This is a genomic window from Synechococcus sp. GFB01 (genome assembly GCF_001039265.1).
GTDB lineage: Bacteria > Cyanobacteriota > Cyanobacteriia > PCC-6307 > Cyanobiaceae > NIES-981.
On record NZ_LFEK01000001.1, the window covers coordinates 13,728 to 33,507 of the forward strand.

Sequence of the window (19,780 nt, forward strand, 5' to 3'; positions counted from 1 at the left end):
CCTCCGCACCATCCGCCCCGCACTCCCCGCCATCCAGACCCATGCCCATCGGCACCCCCAGCGTTCCCTACCGCCTGCCCGGCAGCCAGTACGAGCGCTGGGTCGACATCTACACCCGTCTCGGCGTGGAACGGATCCTGTTCCTGGGTTCGGAGGTCAACGACGCGGTGGCCAACGCGCTGGTTGCCCAGATGCTCTACCTCGACTCGGAGGACAACTCCAAGCCGATCTACCTCTACATCAACTCCCCGGGTGGATCGGTGACCGCCGGCCTGGCGATCTATGACACGATGCAATACGTCAAGAGTGACGTGGTCACGATCTGCGTGGGCCTGGCCGCCAGCATGGGTGCGTTCCTGCTCGGTGCAGGCACCAAGGGCAAGCGGCTGGCCCTGCCCCACAGCCGGATCATGATCCACCAGCCCCTGGGTGGCACCAGCCGCCGCCAGGCCAGCGACATCGAGATCGAGGCGCGCGAGATCCTGCGCATCAAGGACATGCTCAACCGGTCGATGGCGGAGATGACCGGCCAGAGCTTCGAGAAGATCGAGAAGGACACCGACCGCGACTACTTCATGAGTGCGGCCGAAGCCAGGGAATACGGTCTGATCGACCGGGTGATCGCCCATCCCAGCGAGGCCTGATCCTGCAGCGCCGGGGGAGGGGCATCGTCCGAGCGGCGCTTGCGTAAGCTCGCCTCTTGCTCCCTGCCCGCACGCCCAGCCGGATGGCCCAGCTCTTCTACGACTCCGACGCCGATCTCTCGCTCCTGAGCGGCAGAACGGTGGCGATCATCGGTTACGGCTCCCAGGGCCACGCCCACGCCCTCAACCTCAAGGACAGCGGCATCGATGTGGTGGTGGGCCTCTACGAAGGCAGCCGCTCCGCCGACAAGGCCCGCGCCGATGGCCTCGAGGTACTGAGCGTGGCGGAGGCCGCCGCGCGGGCCGACTGGATCATGATCCTGCTGCCCGATGAGTTCCAGAAGGCNGTCTACGACGCTGAGATCGCACCACACCTCAAGGCCGGCAAGGTGCTGAGCTTCGCCCACGGCTTCAACATCCGCTTCGGCCTGATCCAGCCCCCCGCCGATGTGGACGTGGTGATGATCGCCCCCAAGGGCCCCGGCCACACCGTGCGCTGGGAATACCAGAACGGCCAGGGCGTGCCCTGCCTCTTCGCCGTGCAGCAGGACGCCAGCGGCAACGCCCGGGCCCTGGCGATGGCCTACGCCAAGGCGATCGGCNGCACCCGCGCCGGCATCCTCGAAACCAATTTCAAGGAGGAGACCGAGACCGACCTGTTCGGTGAGCAGGCCGTGCTCTGTGGCGGCCTGGCGGAGCTGGTGAAGGCCGGCTTCGAAACACTCGTGGAGGCCGGCTATCAGCCCGAGCTGGCCTACTTCGAGTGCCTGCACGAGGTGAAGCTGATCGTGGATCTGATGGTGAAGGGCGGCCTCACCGCCATGCGCGATTCGATCTCCAACACCGCCGAATACGGTGACTACGTGAGCGGTCCGCGCCTGATCACCGCCGACACCAAGGCCGAGATGAAGCGGATCCTCGCCGACATTCAGGACGGCACCTTCGCCCGCAACTTCGTGGCCGAGTGCGAGGCGGGCAAGCCGGAGATGAGCCGCATCCGCGAACGCGACAGCCAGCACCCGATCGAGGAGGTGGGCAAGGGCCTGCGCTCGATGTTCTCCTGGCTGCGCAGCGCCTGATCCTCAGGGCGCAGCGTGCCGGCATCCTGGGTCCGTGCCGCAGCGGCACGGACCTTTTTCTTTCATGCTCTGCCGATGCGTCCGTTTCTGCTCACCCTGCTCTGGGGCAGTGCCCAGGCCGGCAGCAGCCTCGCCCTGGCCTCCACGGCCTGGATGGTGAGTGGCCTCACCCCATCGCCTCTCCTGAACAGCCTCCTGCCAGCCCTGGTGACCGTGCCGGTGCTGCTGCCGCTGCGGCGGCAGCCGGCAGGTTACGGCCTGCAACTGGCGAGCGTGCTGCTGCTGTTCGGGGTGAGTGTGGCCCAGCTCTCCGGGAGTGTGGCCAAGGTCTGGCTGCTGATCCCCTCTCTTCTGGCGGTGCTGCTGTTCGGCATTGGCGCGGAGCTGAGCCAGCTGCCCCTCCAGCGCCGCCTACAGCGCCAGGGCGGCCTCACGATCGAGCGGCTGCGGCTGGGCAGCGATCTCGGCGNCCTGGCCGGCAATCTGCTCACGGCCCTGCTCNTTNCCGCCGTGCGGCAGNTCGCGCCAGCGCTGCTGCTGCTGCTCCCCCTGGGGAGCGCCGCCCTGCCGGGCCGTCAGGTCGACACGGTGCAGCCGGCCCCGCCGGAGGTTCCGNCCCCCCTGGATCGGCGCTGCGTGCTGCAGGGGATGCTGTTCGGCGGCCTGTTCGCGCTTCTNCCCCTCTGGGTGCGGGCCGTGGGGGCCGGCAACTGCTTTGATTTCGCCATGGTGCTGGCGGCGTACGGCGTGGGCCGCAGCCTCCAGGGACGCCTCCCCCCCCTGGGGGGCTGGCTCCGCTACGGGCTGATGGGGGTACTGCTGATGTTCACCCAGATCACACCGGGCTGGGGGTCGGTGCTGCTGTTCCTGCCCCTGGGGGCCCTGGCCGCTGCGGCCGACGGCACCCTGGTGGAACAGCTCGCTCCTCTGGGCGACGGGGCCCTGCGCTGGCAGGTGCTGCAGCGCAGCGGAGCGGTGGGGAGCCTGGCCGGCAGCCTCGGCATGGGCTTGCTCAGCCAGGTGCTCGGGCTGGCCCTGGCGGTGCCGCTGCAGGCGCTGGCCTTCGCGGGCATGGCCCTGCTGGCTGGCCGCGCCCGTCCCGCCGCCAGCTGAGGGATGGGGCCTGGCTGCTGGTGGTGGCGGCGGTGGGTCTCGACCGGCTAGTCGGCGATCCGCGCTGGTGCCCGCACCCAGTGGAGCTGATGGGCTGGGCGATCCAGCAGCTGCACGGGCTGGCGGAGGGCTGGGCGGGGATCGCCCCGGCCGGCTGCGGCTGGCCGGTGGGCTGCTCACGCTGCTGGTGGTAGGGGGCAGCGGCGGTGCCGGCTGGCTGCTGGAGCGGTTGGCCCTCACGCACCGGCTGGCGCTGCCGCTGCTGGTGATCGCCCTGGCCAGCGCCCTGGCCGGACGCAGCCTTGAGCAGGCGGTGCAGGCGGTGCTCGCCGCCCTGCCGGAGGAGCGGGAGGCCGGCGGGGCCAGGGGCCTCGATCCGGCCCGGCAGCGGCTCGCCTGGATCGTGGGCCGCGATGTGGCGCGGCTCGACCGGCAGGGACTGCTGAGGGCCGCAGCCGAAACCGCGAGCGAAAACGGCGTGGATGGGCTGTTCGCGCCGCTGTTCTGGATGCAGCTCGGTGCCCTGCTCTGGGACCTGGCCCCTGCAGCCGCGGCCTCGGGGCTGGTGGGGCCGCTCACCCTGGCCTGGGCCTTCAAGGCGGCGAGCACCCTCGATTCGATGCTGGGGTACCGCTGCGGCAGGCTGCAGTGGCTGGGCACCGCAGGCGCCCGCCTCGATGATCTGCTGGTGTGGGTGCCATGCCGGTTGGTGGCATTCAGCCTGCCGCTGGCGGCGGGCCGCAGCCCGCTGGCCAGCTGGGAACTAGGCCTGCGAGCCCTGCGCGACGGTCGCCCCGACCCATCACCCAATGCGGGCGTGTCCCAGGCCGCCTATGCCCATGCCGTTGGGGTGCAACTCGGCGGCCTGAATCACTACGGCGGCCGGAGCCGTGCCAAACCCCTGCTGGCGGCCGGCCAGGCGGAGCCGGACGTGGCGGCCGTGCGGCTGATGCTGGCCCTGAGCCGGCGCCTGGAGCTGCTCTGGATTGTGCTCGGCGCCACCGCTGGCACAGCGGTGGTCTGGTTCATCACGAAAGCTCTCAGCTGATTGCCCAACCCACGGCCCCTGCCGAAGCTTCTGGAGCGTTGCGAGGGCCATGCCGATTCGCGAACTGCTGGAAGAAGCGTTGAAGGAACCGGAGATCGGCCTCACCCCCCGCTTCCGCTGGCATGCCACGCCGGTTGGCATCGCAGCCCTCTGGCAGGCGGGGTCGGCACCATCGATTCCCCCGTTTGAGGATGCACTCAAGGAAGGGCTGCAGGTGGGGCTGGATCTGAGCCGCGAGGAGCGGGAATTCCATCAGCTGAGCTCGGGGCTGGTGCTGCTGTTTCACTCCTGAGTTCAGAGGCGCCGAAGACCGGCTGCCACTGGTGCAGCGTCCAGCGCACGCAGCCCTGCAGGATCAGCGGGTCCTGCTGCACCAGTTCCATGGCCTGCTGCCAGTCGCTGGCCCAGAACAGCAGCATGCCGCCGGCACCGTCCCCACTGCGGCCCTTGCGGTCAGCCCAATAGCCGCTGATCGGGCGGTGACCGGCCCCCTCGAGTTCCGCCAGCCAGGCCAGATGGGCCGGCACCACCGCATCGAAGCGGGGTTTGGGCACCAGTCCCTCCTCCAGCTTCACGAACCAGGCCATCAACCCGGCCTCCCGACCTCGAGCTCGGCCAGCAGTCCCGCCAGGCTGCCGCCGGATCCGGCGCCGCTGTGATCGGCCGGCCGACAACCAGATGGCTGGCCCCCGCCGCCAGAGCCGCCGCCGGGGTCATCACCCGCCGCTGATCGCCGCGCGGCGATCCGGACGGCCGGATGCCGGGAGTGACCAGAGCGAACGGATGGGGGTGGGCTGCCCGCAGGGCCGAGACCTCCTGGGGCGAGCAGACGCACCCGCCGATGCCGGCCGCCGCGGCAAGGGCGGCAAGATGGGGGACGTAGCGCTCCAGTGGTTCCCGCACCTGCAGTTCGGCGGCGAAGCGGACCTCTTCCCAGCTGGTCAGCACCGTGACGGCCAGCAGCGTGGGTGCCGGTCGGCCGGCGGCGGCCTCGATCACGGCGGCCTGGGAGACCTGGAGGGCCTCCCGACCGGCACAGGCATGCACGGTGATCAGCTCCGCCCCGAGACCGGCGGCACTGCGGCAGGCGCCGGCCATGGTGGCGGGGATGTCGTGGAACTTGAGATCGAGAAAGACCCGCAGTCCACGTTCCCGCAGCCGTGCCACCACCGCCGGGCCGGCCGTGACGAACAGCTCCAGGCCCACCTTCACCCAGCACAGCTCCGGAAGCATCGCCGTGAAGGCGAGGGCCTGATCGCTGTCCATGCCATCGAGGGCGACGATGACGCGATCGGCCGCGGGCACGGAATCGGGCAAGCAATCGGGCAAGGCGGGGGAACCTGATTGTTCCAAGGCTACGGACCGGCACCCCCGCAGTCGCCCGAACCACATCGGCGCGCGATCCAGGCGTCAGCGCGCAGCGGCCACGGACCCCAGGCTGGCGGCAGGCGCCCGACAGCCGGCATGCGTTCCGACTCCGATTCACGGCCTGTGATCCTGAGCCACGCTGGNCCCCCGGCCGGCCACTGGGCCGGCGCACAGGCCGAGGCCGACGAGGTCACCCCCAGTGCCGCCCCGGGCCACCAGGAGGATTCAGCCCAGAGGCCCCCGGCTTCAGGGCCACTGCTGCGCTGGGATGATCTGCTGGGCTTGCGCTAGGCGAGCCCGCCTGAACGACATCAGGGCAGCACCAGGCGCCTGAAGGTCTTCCTGCCGATCTGCAGCACCTTTCCGGCCAGTTCCTCGGGCGAGCCGAACTCGCGATTGGGATCGGTCAGCTTCTCACCCTCGAGCTTGACGNNCCCCCCCTGGATCTGGCGCCTCGCCTCGCTGCTGCTCGCACAGATCCCCACAGCACTCAACAGGTAAAACGCCTTCGCCGGGAACCTGACCTCCTTTAGCGAGGCCTCCGGGACCTCTTCCGCCACCGCTGCCGCGCCACCCACCAGCATGGCCGCATCGAGCTGGGCCCGGCGTGCTGCCGCCTCCCCATGCCGACCCTGGGTCACCGCCAGGGCCATGGCTTTCTGACGCTCGCGCGGATTGAGGGGCAGGTCCTCCAGCTCGAGATCGGTGAGCAGGGTGAGGTAGTCGTCGACCACGGTGTCGGGCACCTTCTCGAGCTTGGAGTACATCGACAGGGGATCCTCAAGCAGACCCACCGTGTTGCCCAGGCTCTTGCTCATCTTCTGCACGCCATCGAGCCCCGGCAGGATCGGCAGCAGCAGGCCGAACTGGGGTCGCTGACCGAAATGGCGCTGCAGATCGCGGCCCATCGCCACATTGAACTTCTGATCGGTACCGCCGAGTTCCACGTCGGCGCGCACCTGCACCGAGTCGTATCCCTGCAGCAGGGGGTAGAGAAATTCATGCAGCGAGATGGGTGTGCCGGAGCCGTAGCGGTTGGCGAAGTCCTCCTTGGCCAGCATCTGGCCCACGGTGGCGGTACCGAGCAACTCGATCACCTGCGGCAGATCGAGTGCGGCGAGCCACTCGCTGTTGCGGCGCACCTCCAGGCGACCGGGGGTCTCGAAATCGAGCAGGGCCCGCTGCGGATCCTGGCCCAGACCGAGCTGCAGCAGATAGGTGTCGGCATTGGCCTCCACCTCGGCTGCGCTGAGCTGCACGCGGGTGGCGCTCTTGCCGGTGGGATCGCCGATGCGGGCGGTGAAGTCGCCGATGATCAGCACCGCGGTGTGGCCCGCGTCCTGAAAGGCCCGCAACTTGCGGAACAGGATCGAGTGGCCGAGATGGATGTCAGAGCCGGTGGGATCGATGCCCAGCTTCACGCGCAGCGGCCTTCCCTGCCGCTCCACCTCGATCAGCCGGGCCGCCAGCTGCNNNTNNNGATCAGGATCCGGGCCCGATGGGAACAGATCGGCCACACCGCGCTGCAGTGCCTGCGGTAATCCCCAGTCCAGCGGCATGCACACCTCCTTGCCAGGCCGGATCGTAGGCAGCGGCANGGACCCGGCACCGAGACGGGAACGGCCCTCAGGCCTCTGCCTCCAACTGGCCCTTCATCCGGTCGAGAGTCTGGCGCATCTGGTTGAACATCTGATCCGGGGTGAGGCCGAACTGGCCGAGCTGGGTGCGCAATTGCTCGATCGTGAGCTTCGCCTGAAAGTCCTCGGAAAGCTCGAAGCGCTTCATGAACACGCGATAGCGGTCCATCATGTCCTCCATCCGTTCGATATAGAGCTTCTTGCCCTCCCGATCGAACTTGCCGTAGTCACTGCCCAGCTGCATCAGCTGCTGATAGTCAACAAACAAGCGCCTGGCCTCGTCCTGAACGATCTCGGAGTCAAAGAACGCCATCAACAAGCACGGCGGACGCTGACAATTCTGGGAAACGCCCGGTGATCTGGGGAGTGCGGATCCACGCATCCCGTGAATGCGGGGTGCAGCCACCGCGCCGCTCCGTAGCCAGCATGAGAGTCCATCCCGGTTCCGTGAACTTCGCTCCCCTGCTGGCTGAGCTCCGCAAGCGCCCCAGCCAGATCGCCGCTGCCCTCGACGGAGCCAGCCTGGCCTTCTGCTCGGGCAGCCGGGCCCTGCTGGGGGCCTGGCTGAACCTCTTCCAGGAGGTGGGTTCCGTGAACCTGGTGGGGGCGGTCACCACCGCGGACGAAGCCCTCTGCCTGGTGCAGCAGCAGCGGCCCTATCTGCTGGTCTGCACCGACCGGCTGGAGGAGGGCGATGCAGTGAACCTGGTGGAGCGGGTCAAGCGAGACCATCCCGGTACCCACACCCTGCTGCTGGTGAGTGAGGAGCGGCGGCTGCAGCCACTGCGCCGGGCTCTGGCCGCCGAATGCGACGGCATCTGTCTGGATTCGCGCGTGGGCCAGGGCACTCTGCTGGCGGCGGTTCAGAGCATCCGGGCCGGCGGGCGCTACATCGACAGGTCCCTCAACACCCTGATCCGGCAGCTGGCCGGAGGCGGTTCCGCGAGAACCGAACCCTTGCTCAGCACACGGGAACGCCAGGTGCTGGAGGGCCTGCAGATGGGACTCACCAATCGGGAGATCGCCAGCCAGCTCTTCCTCTCCGTGGAGACGGTGCGCAGCCACGTCCGCAGCCTGCTGCAGAAGCTGGGGGCCCGTGGCCGCGGCCACGCGGCCGTGATCGGCCTGCACCGTGGCCTGATCGACTAGCGGGACGACTGAAACTGCCGCTAGGTTCGGGCCCGTCGCCCCGCCACCGCCAGCAACCATGGCCCAACGGCACTGGTTGGATCCGCTGGCCCGGCGCCTGCTCCAGGCCATCGGCCAACTGCCACCCAATCCGGCTCGGCCCCGTCCCGCAGCCAGCGCCGCTGCATCGCAGCCGTTCTGGCCCAGCGACCACGACAGCACGGTGGAACGGGATCTGCTGGTGCTGAAACTGCGCCAGAACCCATCCCTGAAGCTATCCAGCGCCGAGGAGGTGCGCCATCTGGCGGCCCTGGGCTGGGAACTGGATGTGAATCGCGCCAGCCGTCGGGACTGGCTGCGGCTGCCGGGGATCAAGACCGATCAGGTGGATCTGCTGATGCGTCTGCAGGCCGGCGGTGTGCAGCTCTCCGGCATCGATGACCTGCAGCGACTGCTGGAGCTCGACGACACCATGGTGGCCTGCTGGCAGCCGGTGCTGACCTTCCGCTGGTATGGCCAGCCCCCTGGCACGGATCCCGCAAGAGCACCACTCGATCTCAACCGTGCCACGCAACGGCAGCTCAGCGAGCTGGGGCTCTCCGCGGAGCGCTGCCAGCGGCTGCTGCGAGAGCGGGCCCGCCAGCCATTCCAGGACCTGGCGGATCTGCAGCAGCGCCTGCAGCTTCCCGCCGCGGTGGTGGAATCCTGGATCGGCAAGGTGCGCTTCAGCCCCGGGTCGGGGGGGCCGGTGNCTACCCCCGCCCCTGCGGCGCTGAAGCGTCGCACGCGAGACCATGCGTCAGGGAGAACTGTTCCACGCATCCATCCCGGCGGAGCAAAGGCAGCCGAGCTGCCCATGCGCCGCGAGCAGCTGCTCCACTGGCAGCAACGGCTGGCGGAGGTGCAGGCGCCCCTGTTCGACCGGAGCGGCAGCGGCTGCGGGCCGTCCGGCACCCACCAGGGGGAGCTGTTCGGTTGCGAACCGGACGCGAGCGGGCTCGAGCGGCTCAATCCGCTCGAGTTGCGGCCCCAGCCCCTCAGCTTCTGGCGCTGGCCCCAGCCCTCCCAGCAGGGAGCGGCGCTGTATTTCGTGATCGATCAGCCGCCGCGGCTGGCGAGCCCCCTGTTGCTCTACGTGGGCGAAACGGCCCGGGCGGATCGACGCTGGAAGGGCGATCACGACTGCAAGAGCTATCTGGCCGCCTACGGCGAAGCACTGCAGAAGGCGGGCCTGGAGGTGCGACTGACGATCCGCTTCTGGCTCGATGTGCCGACTGCGGTGAGACCGCGGCGGGCCCTGGAGCAGGCCCTGATCCGGCGCTGGCAACCCCCCTTCAACAAGGAGACGCGAGCTCGCTGGGCCACCCCCTTCCAGGCTGAGCCGTCCTGAGCAGAACAGCTCGGGCGCGCTGGCTACGATCCCCACGCGTCCGAGCGGATCCAACCGGGCCGTCTCGATCCGGTGCCGAACGCCTCTGGGCCGTTCAGCTGGCCGACCCAGCGCGATGTCCCAGCGGCCACTTCCAGGGGCCAGCCAGTTCCACAACCCCGCCGTGCAGCCCACCATGCAGTTTCAGTGCCTTCCCCTCGATCTGGCAGCCGCCCGCAGCGGCTGGCAGGGTGACTGCCTGGCGGTGGGCCTGCTGGCCCGCCCCGACGAAGGGAAGGATGGTTCACAGCATCCCTTCTGGGATGTGCTGAGCGGCTGGTTCGGCCCAGTGCTGGCGCAGCGCCTTGAACAGCGACGCTTCAAGGCGAAGCCCGGCGAGTGCGTCAGCTTCGAGCAACTGGATGGGTGTCCAAACAGCCTGGTGCTGGTGGGCCTCGGACCTGCCGCCGAGCTGGATCAGGCGGGACTGCGTGTGGCGGCCGCCAGTGCCGCCCGCGCCGCTGCGGCCAGCGGAGCCGCTTCGGTCGGTCTGGCCCTGCCGATCGAGGGCCTGGATGCAGGTGCGGCAGCCCGAGCCATGGCCGAGGCGGTGCAGCTGTCTCTCTACAGCGATCAGCGTTTCAAAGGGGAGCCCGAGCCTCAGCCGCTGCCCACGCGGATCGATCTGCTGGGCATCAGCGGCGATGGCGACGCGGCTCTCGCCGCCGCCGCGGCAACCTGCGCCGGCATCGAGCTGGCCCGCCAGCTGGTGGCCGCCCCACCCAATGTGGCCACGCCTCAGCATCTGGCCGACACGGCCTCCCGGCTTGCCAGCGAGCACCAGCTGGAGCTGCGCCTCCTGGAGCGGGCCGACTGTGAGGCTCTGGGAATGGGAGCCTTCCTGGCGGTGGCACAGGGCTCGATCCTGCCACCCAAATTCATCCATCTCACCTACCGCCCTCAGGGCCCGGTGAACCGGCGCGTGGCGCTGATCGGCAAGGGTCTCACCTTCGACTCAGGCGGATACAACCTCAAAACCGCAGGGTCTCAGATTGAGATGATGAAATACGACATNGGGGGCAGCGCTGCAGTTCTCGGCTCGGCCCGCGCCATCGGCGAGCTGCGGCCCGAAGGGGTTGAAGTGCATGTGATCGTGGCCTCCTGCGAGAACATGATCAGCGGCGGGGCCCTGCATCCGGGTGACATCGTGACCGCTTCCAATGGCAAGACGATCGAGATCAACAACACCGACGCCGAAGGGCGGCTCACCCTTGCGGATGCCCTGGTCTACGCCTGCCGGCTGGAGCCCGATGCGGTGGTGGATCTGGCGACCCTCACCGGTGCCTGCGTGATCGCCCTGGGCGAGGAGATCGCCGGACTCTGGTCGAACCACGACGGTCTGGCCGAGCAACTGCTGGATGCCAGCCGGGCCGGCGCGGAAGACCTCTGGCGCATGCCCCTGCGTTCCTCCTACAAGGCCGGGCTGNAAAGCCCATTTGCCGATCTCAAGAACACCGGCCCCCGTCCCGGTGGATCGATCACAGCCGCCCTGTTCCTTCAGGATTTCGTGACCAAGGGCCTGCCCTGGGCGCACCTGGATATCGCCGGCACGGTGTGGAGCGAGAAGGGCCGCGGCGCCGATCCTGCCGGCGCCACGGGCTTCGGGGTGCGCACGCTCGTGCACTGGGTGTGCAACGGGGCCTCCACCTAGGTTGGGGCCTGCCCGCAGGAACGCCGCCATGGCCGTCAAGAAAATCCGCTGGTATGTCAAGGCACAGTTGGGCGTTCTGCTCCTGCCTGCGGGCCTGTGCCTCTTCGGCGAGGCGGTGATCCGCAAGGGGCTGGAGGAACTGGCCAAACGCGCCGATCTCGCCAGCCAGGCCGGGGCCAGCCTGCCGCTCCGCTTCCTTCATGCGCCGGGACCGTGGTTCTGGTATGGCACGTTCGGATTGATCCTGATCAATGCCGGCGTGGGGCTGATGATCGAAAGCGGTCTGCTGCGAGGCTACCCGCGGCAGCCCTGAGCACCGCTGCAAGCGGCTCAGGCCGCCAACTCCAGGCCGGCCAGCAGCTCAGCCGGGGACTCCTGCGCATGGATCTGCCAGCGGACGCGGTCATCGCAGCGCTGAAGGAGCCGATCCAGATCATCGGCAGCCTGTTTGGGACTGCTGTACGGCCCGATATGGCGGGTCTGCAGACCGTCCCGGATGGTCAGCAGATACATACGGGGGATCATCACTCCAGATCACTCTGCAGGTTAGGGAGGCCGCCGCGATCTGCATAGGCGGGAAATCCGCTCAACCCGCGACACCTGCGGCGATCCACACGCGGATCAGCGCCAGGGGGATGAGCTGCGGGCCCGGGCGCCCCAGAGCTGATCCAGCCGTCGGTCGCGCCCACAGGCCCAACGGTAGTAGTTGTACTTCAGGGGTTCGCGGCGAGCGTAGTTCTGGTGGTAGGCCTCCGCCGGCCAGAACCGCTGCAGCGGCTGAATCCGCACCGCCAGAGACTCCAGAGAGCGGCCGAGCTCCCCGGCCGCGGCCCTGCGGCTGGCCTGGGCAGCCACCCTCTGCTGTTCATCGGCGGTGAAGATCACCGGTCGGTAGGAATCGCCGCGATCACAGAACTGGCCGCCGCCATCGAGGGGATCGATGTTGCGCCAGTAGACCCGCAGCAGAGTCGGATAGCTGAGCCGCCGGGGATCAAAGCGCACCCGCACCGACTCCTGATGGCCGCTGCCCCCTCCCGAGACCTGGCGGTAAGTNGGATTGGCGAGCCGGCCGCCGCTGTAGCCGCTCTCCACATCCAGCACACCGGGCAGCTTCTCCAGGTCATGCTCCAGGCACCAGAAACAGCCGCCGGCAAGCACGGCTTCGGCGGACTCGCCGGCCAGGGCCGGCAAAGGCCACCACCACAGGGCGGCCAGCAGCAGTGGCAAGGCCAGCAGAACCCCTGGGCGAATCCTCATCCCGCTGAAGCCGCCAGTACCTGATCCAGAATCGCAGCAGCAGCGCGCCGGGTCACGCCCGGTTCGCCGAGCTCCCGACGAAGCCTGCCGTAGCCCTCGAGCATGGCGCAGCGGGCCGCGCCGCTGGCATCCAGCAAGGGCAGAGACTGGGCGACGATCGCGGCTGGGGTGAGATCAGCCTGCAGCAGTTCCGGCACCAGCCGCTCCCCCAGCACCAGGTTCACCGGCGAGATGTGCGGCACGCTGAAACGCAGGATGTGGTGCGCCACCCAGGCCGTGGGCCGGCTCACCCGGTAGACCACCACCTGGGGGACACCCCGCAGAGCCAGCTCCAGGTTCACCGTTCCGGATTTCGCGACAGCCAGATCAGCCGCGGCGCAGAGCACGGGCTTGAGNCGATCGGCATCGGAAGCGGCGATCACCTGTCCTCGTACCCCAGCCAGTTCAAGCTGGCGGGCCAACCGGATCTCGAAGTCGGGAAGGCCCGCCGGCACCACCACCTGCAACCGGGGCAGACGACGCTGCAGCTCGGCGGCGGCAGCCACGATGTGGGGGAGCATGTAGCGGAGCTCCTGGCGCCGCGAGGCCGGCATCAGCAGCAGCACCGGCGCGTCCTCCCGTAGGCCCAGCTGCCGGCGCGCCTCGGCCCGGCTCGGCATCACCCCGATCGTGTCGAGCAGAGGATGGCCCACATAGGTGACCTGGGCCCCGCGGCAGCGGTAGTAGCGCGCCTCCTCCTGAAAGATCGCCAGGATCTGGTTCGTGAAGCGGATCAGGTTGGTGCGACCCTCCGAGCCGAACTTGAACGCCCACTCCTGCGGAGCGATGTAGTAGGTGATCGGAACCCAGGGATAGCGGCGCTTGAGCCGCAGACCCAGACTCACGTTGGGGCCCATGTAGTCGATCAGCACAACCCCATCCGGGGCCTCACCCTTGAACCAGCGCTTCAGTCGCCGCTGCAACAGCAGGGTGGGCAGGACGAAAGGGATGGCCTCCAGCAGCCCGATCGCCCCCATCCGGCTGGTGTTGGCCAGCAGGCTGGCGCCTGCACGCTCCATTCGCTCACCTCCCAGGGCCACCACCTCAAGTTCAAGACCACNGCGACCGGCTTCCTGGTGCAGGGCCTGCACCAACAGNCCCCCCTGCAGGTCGCCGGAGACCTCCCCGGTGCTGACCAGCAGTCTCAGCATCAGCGTGCTCCGGGGATCGGTCCGCGGCGGCCGGGAGAAACAGAGGCTTCCAGAAACCGCACCAGCTCGTCGGCCGTGGCGGAGAGGGTAAGGCGGCGCAGTTCGGCGAGAGCCTCTGCCAGCGGCAGGCCAGAGCGGTAGAGATGACGCCAGGTCTGGCGCAGATCGGCGACGTCGTGCCCATCGTTGCGCTCGGCCAGGCCGCTGCGCTGCAGACCCACCTTGTTGAGGGCGCGCACCCGGGCCGGATGGCCCTCCACCAGGCAGAAGGGCGGTACATCGCGCTCGATGCGGCTCATGCCACCCACCATCGCCAGGGTGCCCACGTGCACGAATTGGTGAATGCCGAGCACCCCTCCGATCACCGCCCGGTCACCGATCACCACATGCCCGGCCACGGCGACGCCGTTGGCGATCACGATGCGATCCCCGAGGCGGCAGTTGTGGCCGAGGTGGCTGTAGGCCATCAAAAGGTTGTGGCTGNCGATCCGGGTCTGCTCCGAGCCGTTGGTGGCACGGTTGATCGTGACGCACTCGCGGATGGTGTTGGCATCACCCAGCACGACCTCGGTGGGGTCGCCGGAATACTTGAGATCCTGCGGCTCCAGGCCGATGCAGGCCCCCGGGAAGATGCGGTTGCCGCGGCCCATCCGCACCACGCCATCCAGCACCACATGGGGGCCGATCCAGCAGTCAGGCCCGATCCTCACCTCCGCGCCGATCACGGCGTAGGGGCCCACCTCAACGCCGGCGGCCAGCTCCGCCCTGGGATGGACGACGGCGGTGGGGTGAATCGTGGTGGCCATCAGTCCACCAGGGAGAACATCAGTTCCCCGGAGCAGACCAACTCCCCATCCACGCGGGCCTCGGCGCTCACCTTGCCGAAGCGTTTGCGCTTGAAACTGAGCAGCTCGCAGCGGATCAGCAGCTGATCACCGGGCACCACAGGCCGGCGGAATCGGACGCCGTCGATGCCGGCAAACACGAACAGTCCCTTCGGCAGGTCGGGCATCTGGGTCACGATCAGGCCGCCCACCTGAGCCATCGCTTCCACGATCAGCACCCCGGGCATCAGAGGCCTGCCGGGGAAGTGGCCCTGGAACTGGGGCTCATTGATGGTCACGTTCTTGATCGCTACAGCCCGCTTACCGAGCTCGTGCTCGATCACCCGGTCCACCAGAGCAAAGGGGTAGCGATGGGGCAGCAAACCCTGGATCTGCTCCGAACTGAGCACCACAGGGGAGGCGGCGGACGCCTGGGCTTCCGGCTGGCCTGAGGAGCTGCTGGACTGGATCACGGGGATCAGGCGAGAGAACGGGGCAGGTGGGCCAGGGCGGCGGCCAGGGCGGTGTGGAGGGCGTGGGAACCGCGATAGGCAAACACCTGAGCCCGCGGCAGACCAACGAGGGCCAGATCGCCGATCAGGTCAAGGAGTTTATGGCGCACCGGTTCATCGGCGAAGCGCAGGGGCGGATTCATCCAACGATCGCCATCGCAGACCAGGGCATTGTCGAGGCCACCGCCCTGAATCAGGCCGGCGGCACGCAGCTGCTCCACCTGAGAACGCAGACCGAAGGTGCGGGCCGGGGCGATCTCGCTCACGAACAGCTGGGGAGTGAGCTCCAGCGAGAACAGCTGCCGGCCGATGGCTGGCTCCTTGAATTCGATGGCGGCAGCGATCTGCGGCCGATGCGACGGCAGGACCGTGACAAAACTGCTGNCCTGGTGGAGGGTGAGGGGCTCAGCGGGAGCAGGGGCCGCAGGCCGGCCCGCAACCGGGGTCAGGCCGACCTCGGCAATCGCCTCCACCCAGGGCAGCGCCGAGCCATCAAGAAGGGGAATCTCCGGCCCATCCACCCAGATCTGAGCCTGGCTGATGCCGGTGCCGGCCAACGCCGCCAACAGATGCTCCACGGTGGCCAGACGACGATCCTCCAACGCCAGTTCCGTGCACAGGCGGGAATCGACCACCTGCTCAGGGCTGAGGCGCTGCAGGGGCCGCTCTGGCTGATCGAGCCAGCCGAGCCAGTAGCCCGGCTGCTGAGCCGGGGCCAGGCGCACCGTGGTCACGACGCCACTGTGCAGGCCAACCCCGCTGCGCTCGAGCTCAGCCGCCAGAGTCCAGCCGCGGCTGTAATCCTCTGGCCAGCCGGTCACTAGAACTTCCAGCCCACGCCCAGATTGAAGCGCCAGTCGCCGGTGAAATCCTGGCTGGCTACCTCAAGGCGGANGGGGCCCACCGGCGTGGTCACGATCAGACCGGCACCCACCGAGTAACCATCGCCAGGCTTGCCCAGCAGACCGCCGGGATTGCCCGGCACCTGGGACTGAGTACCGAAGGTGGTACCGGCATCGAAGAACAGGGATCCGCTGATGATGCTGAAGATCGGGAACCGGTATTCGGCGGTGAACTCACCGAAGCTCTTGCCGACACCGAGATCACAGTCTGCATAGCCGCGCACGGAATTGCCGCCGCCCATGCAGAAGGCTTCATAGGGGGGGATGTCGCCTCCGACGAGAGTGCCGCCTGAAACCTGGAATGCCAGAGCCTGCTTGCAATCAAAGGTATCTCCGGGCTTCGGCCTGCAACCTTTGTAGAGCTTCAGCCAGTTCACCGGAATGAAGTGCGTGAAATTACCGCGAAGCCGGTTGAAAGTCGGCGAATTGTTTCCCACAGATACGAATTGCTCCGTTCCCAAGCTGAGGAAGTTCCCCTTCGTAGGGTTCCTCGGATCGTCGAGGGTGCTGTAGGTGGCGCCGACCCTGAAACTGAGCAACTGATTTTCGGAAGCACAGTTATAGGCCAGGCAGATCACATTGTTGGCCGAGACCTGGTTGGGTGACACCCGGTTATTGATGGCATCATTCACAACACCAAACGGGTTCTTGTCACCGGAAAAGTCCATGGGAGTCACCTCCTGACCCCCAAAAGCAAGGATCAGGCTCCAGGGCGCCTTCTTGTAGGGGTTGCCACCATTGAGCGGACGCACGATCTGAACGCTGCCCCCAACACGCTGAAGCGCAACGGAGTTGTTGGTCAGCCGGATGGAAGGATTGCCAGCCTCCCGATCAGCCCGATATTGATTATCACTTTTTGCAACATTGACAATCTGATCCTCATTGCCGATATCAACACTCTTGGTGACTTTGGAAACAGTGCGGAATTCACCATCGTTTTCGCTCTGGAAGAGCTGCGGAATCTCCCGGCTGAAGAAGGCCCGAACCCGGAAGGAGGTGCGGTAAGGGTTGCCCTTGACCCATGGGTCCGTGAATGTGATGTCGCCCAGGCCACCGTACTGGCCATAGGAGAAGTTGGTACCCAGATCCCAGGCCCGGCCGAACAGGTTGCTGTCCTGCAACTGAATCTGGCCGAACACCCCCTGGGTCTGGCTGTAGCCGACACCGCCGGAAAGCGAGCCACTCGACTGCTCCACGACCCCCAGCACGATCACCACCTTGCCGGGTTCAGCGGGAACCGGCCGGAGCGTCACCTTCACATCGCTGAACAGACCGGTTCCGTAGATGCGCTTGATGTCTTCTTCCAGGTCTCGCCGGTTGAACACCTGACCCGGCCGGAGCGAGACCTCCCGGGTCACGACCCATGACTTGGTCTTGCCGCGGATCGGCTCACCCTTGTCGTTGGTGCTCTCGCCCTCCTTGTTGACGAACTGAACCTCAACCCCCTCAACGGTGCCTTCGCGCACGAGCAGCTCCACCACCCCATCCGGGCTGACGCGCGTGGGCCCTGTGATCCGGGCCAGGGAATACCCCTGGTCGGCATACCACTTCTGCAGCGCCTGCATGCGGGTCTGCAGGGCGTTGAGGTTGAGGGTCTGCCCGTAGTCGGCTGCGAATGTGTCCTTGAGCACCTGCTCCGGCAGCTTCAGGTCGGCGGGATCGAGGCGCACGCTCTGAAGCACCGGATTGGCCACCACGGTGACCACGAGGCGCACACCAAGGGGGCCATCGACCGGCTGGATCCGCACATCCGAAAACCAGCCGCTCGCATAGATGGCCGACAGATCCGTCTGCAGTTCGCTGCGGGTGACGCGGCTGCCCGGAGTCGCTGCCATGGCGGCATAGGCGGCCAGCTCCAGGCGGTCGCGCTCAGGGTGCCCCTCCAGCCCCTCGATCACCACCTCCGAAATCAGAACCCTCGGCTCGGCCGGCTGCTGAGGCTGAGGCTCCTCTGCCCGGGGCTCGGGCTTCTGCTGGGGCTGCTGGGCAGGGGTCTGGGGCGCGGGGTGTCGCCGGCGGGCGTGGGCGTCTCGCGGCGGGCGCCGGCTGAGGACTGGCGAAGGGGTTGTCGATCTGCTCGGAGAGCGGTTTGCCGGAGCCTCCTGCGATGAGGGCTTGGCAGGCTGCTGGGCCAGGGCCGGAGCGGCGGAGAAGAGGGAGCAGCCCAGCAGGGTCAGGGCGAGCTTGGTACCCAGCGAGCCAGCCATCAGCCTCGGGAATCGGATGCGGACGAGCCGCGGTTCCGGAGACCTTACCGGTAGACGCGAGGTTGCGGGCATGTGTCATGGACCCGTTTGAGAACCTCCCCGTAGGCCTCCACCACGCCGCCGAGATCCTCTCGGAAGCGGTCCTTGTCGAGAATCCGGTCCCGCTGATCGGTCACTGCCATGTCCCAGAGGCGGCAGGTGTCAGGACTGATCTCATCAGCCACCACCAACTGTCCGTCGATGGTGGTGCCGAGTTCGATCTTGAAATCCACCAGATCCAGACCGACCCCGGTAAATAGGCTGCATAGGGCATCGTTGACCCGACGCGCCAGCCTCTCCAGCTCCAGACGCTCCGCGGCCGTGAGCAGACCAAGCCGTTCGAGCCGGACCTCGGTGAGCAGGGGATCACCGAGGGCGTCGTCCTTGTAATAGAGATCGAGCAGCGGCGGATCGAGGGGGGTACCGGCGGCGATCGGCATCTGGCGGCAGAGCGAACCGGCGGCGCGGTTGCGGATCACCACCTCCACGGGAATGATCCGGACCGGCCGCACCAGCATCCAGGTGCCGCCGCGCTCCCCCTCGGCCAGACCCAGGTAGTGGGTGGGTATGCCGCAGCGGCCGAGATGCTCGAACAGCCGAGCCGCGATCTGGCAATTCAGCGTTCCCTTCCCGGACAGAAGGGCCTTCTTCTGGGCGTTGAAGGCCGTGGCATCGTCCTTGAATTCCACGGCCACCAGATCGGGCTGATCGGTGCTGAAGACCCGTTTGGCCTTGNCTTCGTGGAGCAGCGGCCCGACCGAATAGGACGTCATGGCAAGGCGGGAATCACAGGTGTGGGTGCATGGCCGCCGGGGGAGCGCGGCGAGCGCAGCTGCCGCTCCAGCTCGGCAAGGGTCGGCTGGGGCTCCGCCAGGCGTCGGCGCAGCCGCCATTCACCGTAGGCATCATCAATGCGGCCGCTGAGCCGCAGGCGCCGCTGCACGGCCAGGTCGCTGGCGGCGAGCTCCGCCTCGCTCAGTCCCGCCCATTGCTGATCCAGCAGATCAGCCACCAGCCCCCAGGCGCCGACCTCGGCGGCCTGCTCCAGAGCCCGCTCCAGCAGACGCTGGCGCTGCTCCTGCGGCAGATCCTCGGCCAGGGCCAGGGCCCGCCCGAGCCGGGCGGCTGCAGCCGCATCGCGCCCCTGACCGCTGAGCAGGACCTCCGCCGCCTGCTGCCGCCAGCCCAGGGATTCAAGATGGTCAGCCAGCAGGTCGAGAGCGGAACGCCGGACCGGGCTGCCGAGGACCACGGGCAGCTGCAACGCTTGAAGGCCGGCTGGATTGCCCTCGGCCAGCCGCACCAGAGAATCAGCAGCCAGACGGTGGTCGAGCGCCCCCGCCGCCGCCTGCCAGCGCATCAGCAGCCAGGCCCGCCGATCCGGCCCAGGCGCCGGGCTGAGGCGATCGAGCACCTGCAGGGCGCCATCGGGGGCACGGCAGCTGAGCAGCAGCTCGGCCCGGGCCAGCAGAGGCACGAGGGCTTCGGGCCGCGCGGGGCGTTGAAGCAACGTCTGCTGCAGCTGGCGCAGGGCGAGCTGGTCGCTGGCGGCCAGCGCGGCGGCACAGGCGTCGGCGAGGGCCGCTGGGTCCGCCGCCGCGGACGGGACCGCCCCCTCGGCTCGGCCGGAAGGTACCAGCAGCGTCAGCATCAGCAGACCGAGCGGCAGGGCGAGGCCCACGCCCACAGGCCCGGTGACGAGGGATCGCCTGACGGCGTGGCTGGAGAATGGACGGAAGGCGACCGTCATGA

General features: G+C 68.1%; 19 protein-coding genes and 2 pseudogenes. 8 read left to right on the forward strand and 13 right to left on the reverse strand.

From position 1 onward, the window contains the following. Positions 1–41 precede the first annotated feature (41 nt). From SYNGFB01_RS00080 to SYNGFB01_RS00100, 5 genes and pseudogenes are all read left to right on the forward strand, one after another. Complete coding sequence (locus SYNGFB01_RS00080; protein ID WP_048016419.1) at positions 42–644, forward strand: ATP-dependent Clp protease proteolytic subunit; 603 nt, start codon at positions 42–44, stop codon at positions 642–644. Between the two features lie 83 nt (positions 645–727). Next, complete coding sequence (gene ilvC, locus SYNGFB01_RS00085) at positions 728–1,723, forward strand: ketol-acid reductoisomerase (protein ID WP_048016440.1); 996 nt, start codon at positions 728–730, stop codon at positions 1,721–1,723. 75 nt (positions 1,724–1,798) lie between these two features. Then, the gene (locus tag SYNGFB01_RS00090; RefSeq protein ID WP_048016420.1) at positions 1,799–2,836 is read left to right on the forward strand and encodes a hypothetical protein; all 1,038 of its coding nucleotides are present in this window, start codon (positions 1,799–1,801) and stop codon (positions 2,834–2,836) included. A gap of 20 nt (positions 2,837–2,856) precedes the next feature. After that, positions 2,857–3,884: pseudogene (gene cbiB / locus SYNGFB01_RS00095) on the forward strand (adenosylcobinamide-phosphate synthase CbiB). Between the two features lie 49 nt (positions 3,885–3,933). After that, positions 3,934–4,176, forward strand: coding sequence for a hypothetical protein (locus SYNGFB01_RS00100; protein WP_048016421.1), 243 nt, complete (start codon positions 3,934–3,936; stop codon positions 4,174–4,176). Here the strand turns inward: SYNGFB01_RS00100 and SYNGFB01_RS12735 are convergent. The 4 genes and pseudogenes from SYNGFB01_RS12735 to SYNGFB01_RS00115 all read right to left on the reverse strand — a co-directional run bounded on the left by SYNGFB01_RS12735 (position 4,082) and on the right by SYNGFB01_RS00115 (position 7,202). Beyond that, positions 4,082–4,471 carry a YciI family protein gene (locus SYNGFB01_RS12735; protein ID WP_082325769.1) on the reverse strand — a complete coding sequence of 130 codons (390 nt, stop codon included), beginning with the start codon at positions 4,469–4,471 and terminating at the stop codon, positions 4,082–4,084. The genes SYNGFB01_RS00100 and SYNGFB01_RS12735 overlap by 95 nt on opposite strands. A gap of 31 nt (positions 4,472–4,502) precedes the next feature. After that, positions 4,503–5,276, reverse strand: a pseudogene (gene pyrF, locus SYNGFB01_RS00105) (orotidine-5'-phosphate decarboxylase); the annotation flags it as partial. A 287-nt stretch (positions 5,277–5,563) separates the two neighbouring features. Further along, positions 5,564–6,811, reverse strand: a complete 1,248-nt coding sequence (gene tyrS, locus SYNGFB01_RS00110; RefSeq protein WP_048016422.1) for a tyrosine--tRNA ligase — start codon at positions 6,809–6,811, stop codon at positions 5,564–5,566. Positions 6,812–6,878: 67 nt separating this feature from the next. Continuing rightward, positions 6,879–7,202 (reverse strand): DUF1825 family protein, encoded by a 324-nt coding sequence (locus tag SYNGFB01_RS00115; protein WP_048016423.1) that lies wholly within the window; start codon positions 7,200–7,202, stop codon positions 6,879–6,881. A 134-nt stretch (positions 7,203–7,336) separates the two neighbouring features. Between SYNGFB01_RS00115 and SYNGFB01_RS00120 the strand changes: the two genes are divergently transcribed. From SYNGFB01_RS00120 to SYNGFB01_RS00140, 3 genes are all read left to right on the forward strand, one after another. Then, a complete protein-coding gene (locus SYNGFB01_RS00120; RefSeq protein ID WP_053068226.1) occupies positions 7,337–8,038 on the forward strand; it encodes a response regulator transcription factor in 702 nt (233 codons plus the stop codon). 1,544 nt (positions 8,039–9,582) lie between these two features. Next, on the forward strand, positions 9,583–11,097 hold the full coding sequence (locus SYNGFB01_RS00135) for a leucyl aminopeptidase (RefSeq protein WP_048016444.1): 1,515 nt from the start codon (positions 9,583–9,585) through the stop codon (positions 11,095–11,097). A 28-nt stretch (positions 11,098–11,125) separates the two neighbouring features. After that, positions 11,126–11,410, forward strand: a complete 285-nt coding sequence (locus SYNGFB01_RS00140) for a hypothetical protein (RefSeq protein WP_048016424.1) — start codon at positions 11,126–11,128, stop codon at positions 11,408–11,410. 17 nt (positions 11,411–11,427) lie between these two features. On the opposite strand, the gene SYNGFB01_RS00145 is transcribed toward SYNGFB01_RS00140, so the two are convergent. From SYNGFB01_RS00145 to SYNGFB01_RS00185, 9 genes are all read right to left on the reverse strand, one after another. After that, positions 11,428–11,610 (reverse strand): hypothetical protein, encoded by a 183-nt coding sequence (locus tag SYNGFB01_RS00145; protein ID WP_048016425.1) that lies wholly within the window; start codon positions 11,608–11,610, stop codon positions 11,428–11,430. A 108-nt stretch (positions 11,611–11,718) separates the two neighbouring features. After that, positions 11,719–12,354: a peptide-methionine (S)-S-oxide reductase MsrA gene (gene msrA, locus SYNGFB01_RS00150; RefSeq protein WP_053068227.1), complete on the reverse strand. Its 636-nt coding sequence runs from the start codon at positions 12,352–12,354 to the stop codon at positions 11,719–11,721. After that, positions 12,351–13,544, reverse strand: a complete 1,194-nt coding sequence (lpxB, locus tag SYNGFB01_RS00155; protein WP_048016426.1) for a lipid-A-disaccharide synthase — start codon at positions 13,542–13,544, stop codon at positions 12,351–12,353. Before lpxB ends, msrA begins: the two co-directional genes overlap by 4 nt. After that, the gene (gene lpxA, locus SYNGFB01_RS00160; RefSeq protein ID WP_048016427.1) at positions 13,544–14,350 is read right to left on the reverse strand and encodes an acyl-ACP--UDP-N-acetylglucosamine O-acyltransferase; all 807 of its coding nucleotides are present in this window, start codon (positions 14,348–14,350) and stop codon (positions 13,544–13,546) included. The genes lpxB and lpxA overlap by 1 nt, the downstream gene beginning before the upstream one ends. Further along, a complete protein-coding gene (fabZ, locus tag SYNGFB01_RS00165; protein ID WP_200900028.1) occupies positions 14,350–14,838 on the reverse strand; it encodes a 3-hydroxyacyl-ACP dehydratase FabZ in 489 nt (162 codons plus the stop codon). The genes lpxA and fabZ overlap by 1 nt, the downstream gene beginning before the upstream one ends. An 8-nt stretch (positions 14,839–14,846) precedes the next feature. Beyond that, positions 14,847–15,701 carry a UDP-3-O-acyl-N-acetylglucosamine deacetylase gene (gene lpxC / locus SYNGFB01_RS00170; RefSeq protein ID WP_048016428.1) on the reverse strand — a complete coding sequence of 285 codons (855 nt, stop codon included), beginning with the start codon at positions 15,699–15,701 and terminating at the stop codon, positions 14,847–14,849. Continuing rightward, a complete protein-coding gene (locus tag SYNGFB01_RS00175; RefSeq protein WP_048016429.1) occupies positions 15,701–17,989 on the reverse strand; it encodes a BamA/TamA family outer membrane protein in 2,289 nt (762 codons plus the stop codon). Before SYNGFB01_RS00175 ends, lpxC begins: the two co-directional genes overlap by 1 nt. Positions 17,990–18,033: 44 nt before the next feature. Next, complete coding sequence (purC, locus tag SYNGFB01_RS00180) at positions 18,034–18,801, reverse strand: phosphoribosylaminoimidazolesuccinocarboxamide synthase (RefSeq protein ID WP_048016430.1); 768 nt, start codon at positions 18,799–18,801, stop codon at positions 18,034–18,036. Then, positions 18,798–19,778, reverse strand: coding sequence for a hypothetical protein (locus SYNGFB01_RS00185; protein ID WP_152669439.1), 981 nt, complete (start codon positions 19,776–19,778; stop codon positions 18,798–18,800). The genes purC and SYNGFB01_RS00185 overlap by 4 nt, the downstream gene beginning before the upstream one ends. Positions 19,779–19,780 lie beyond the last annotated feature (2 nt).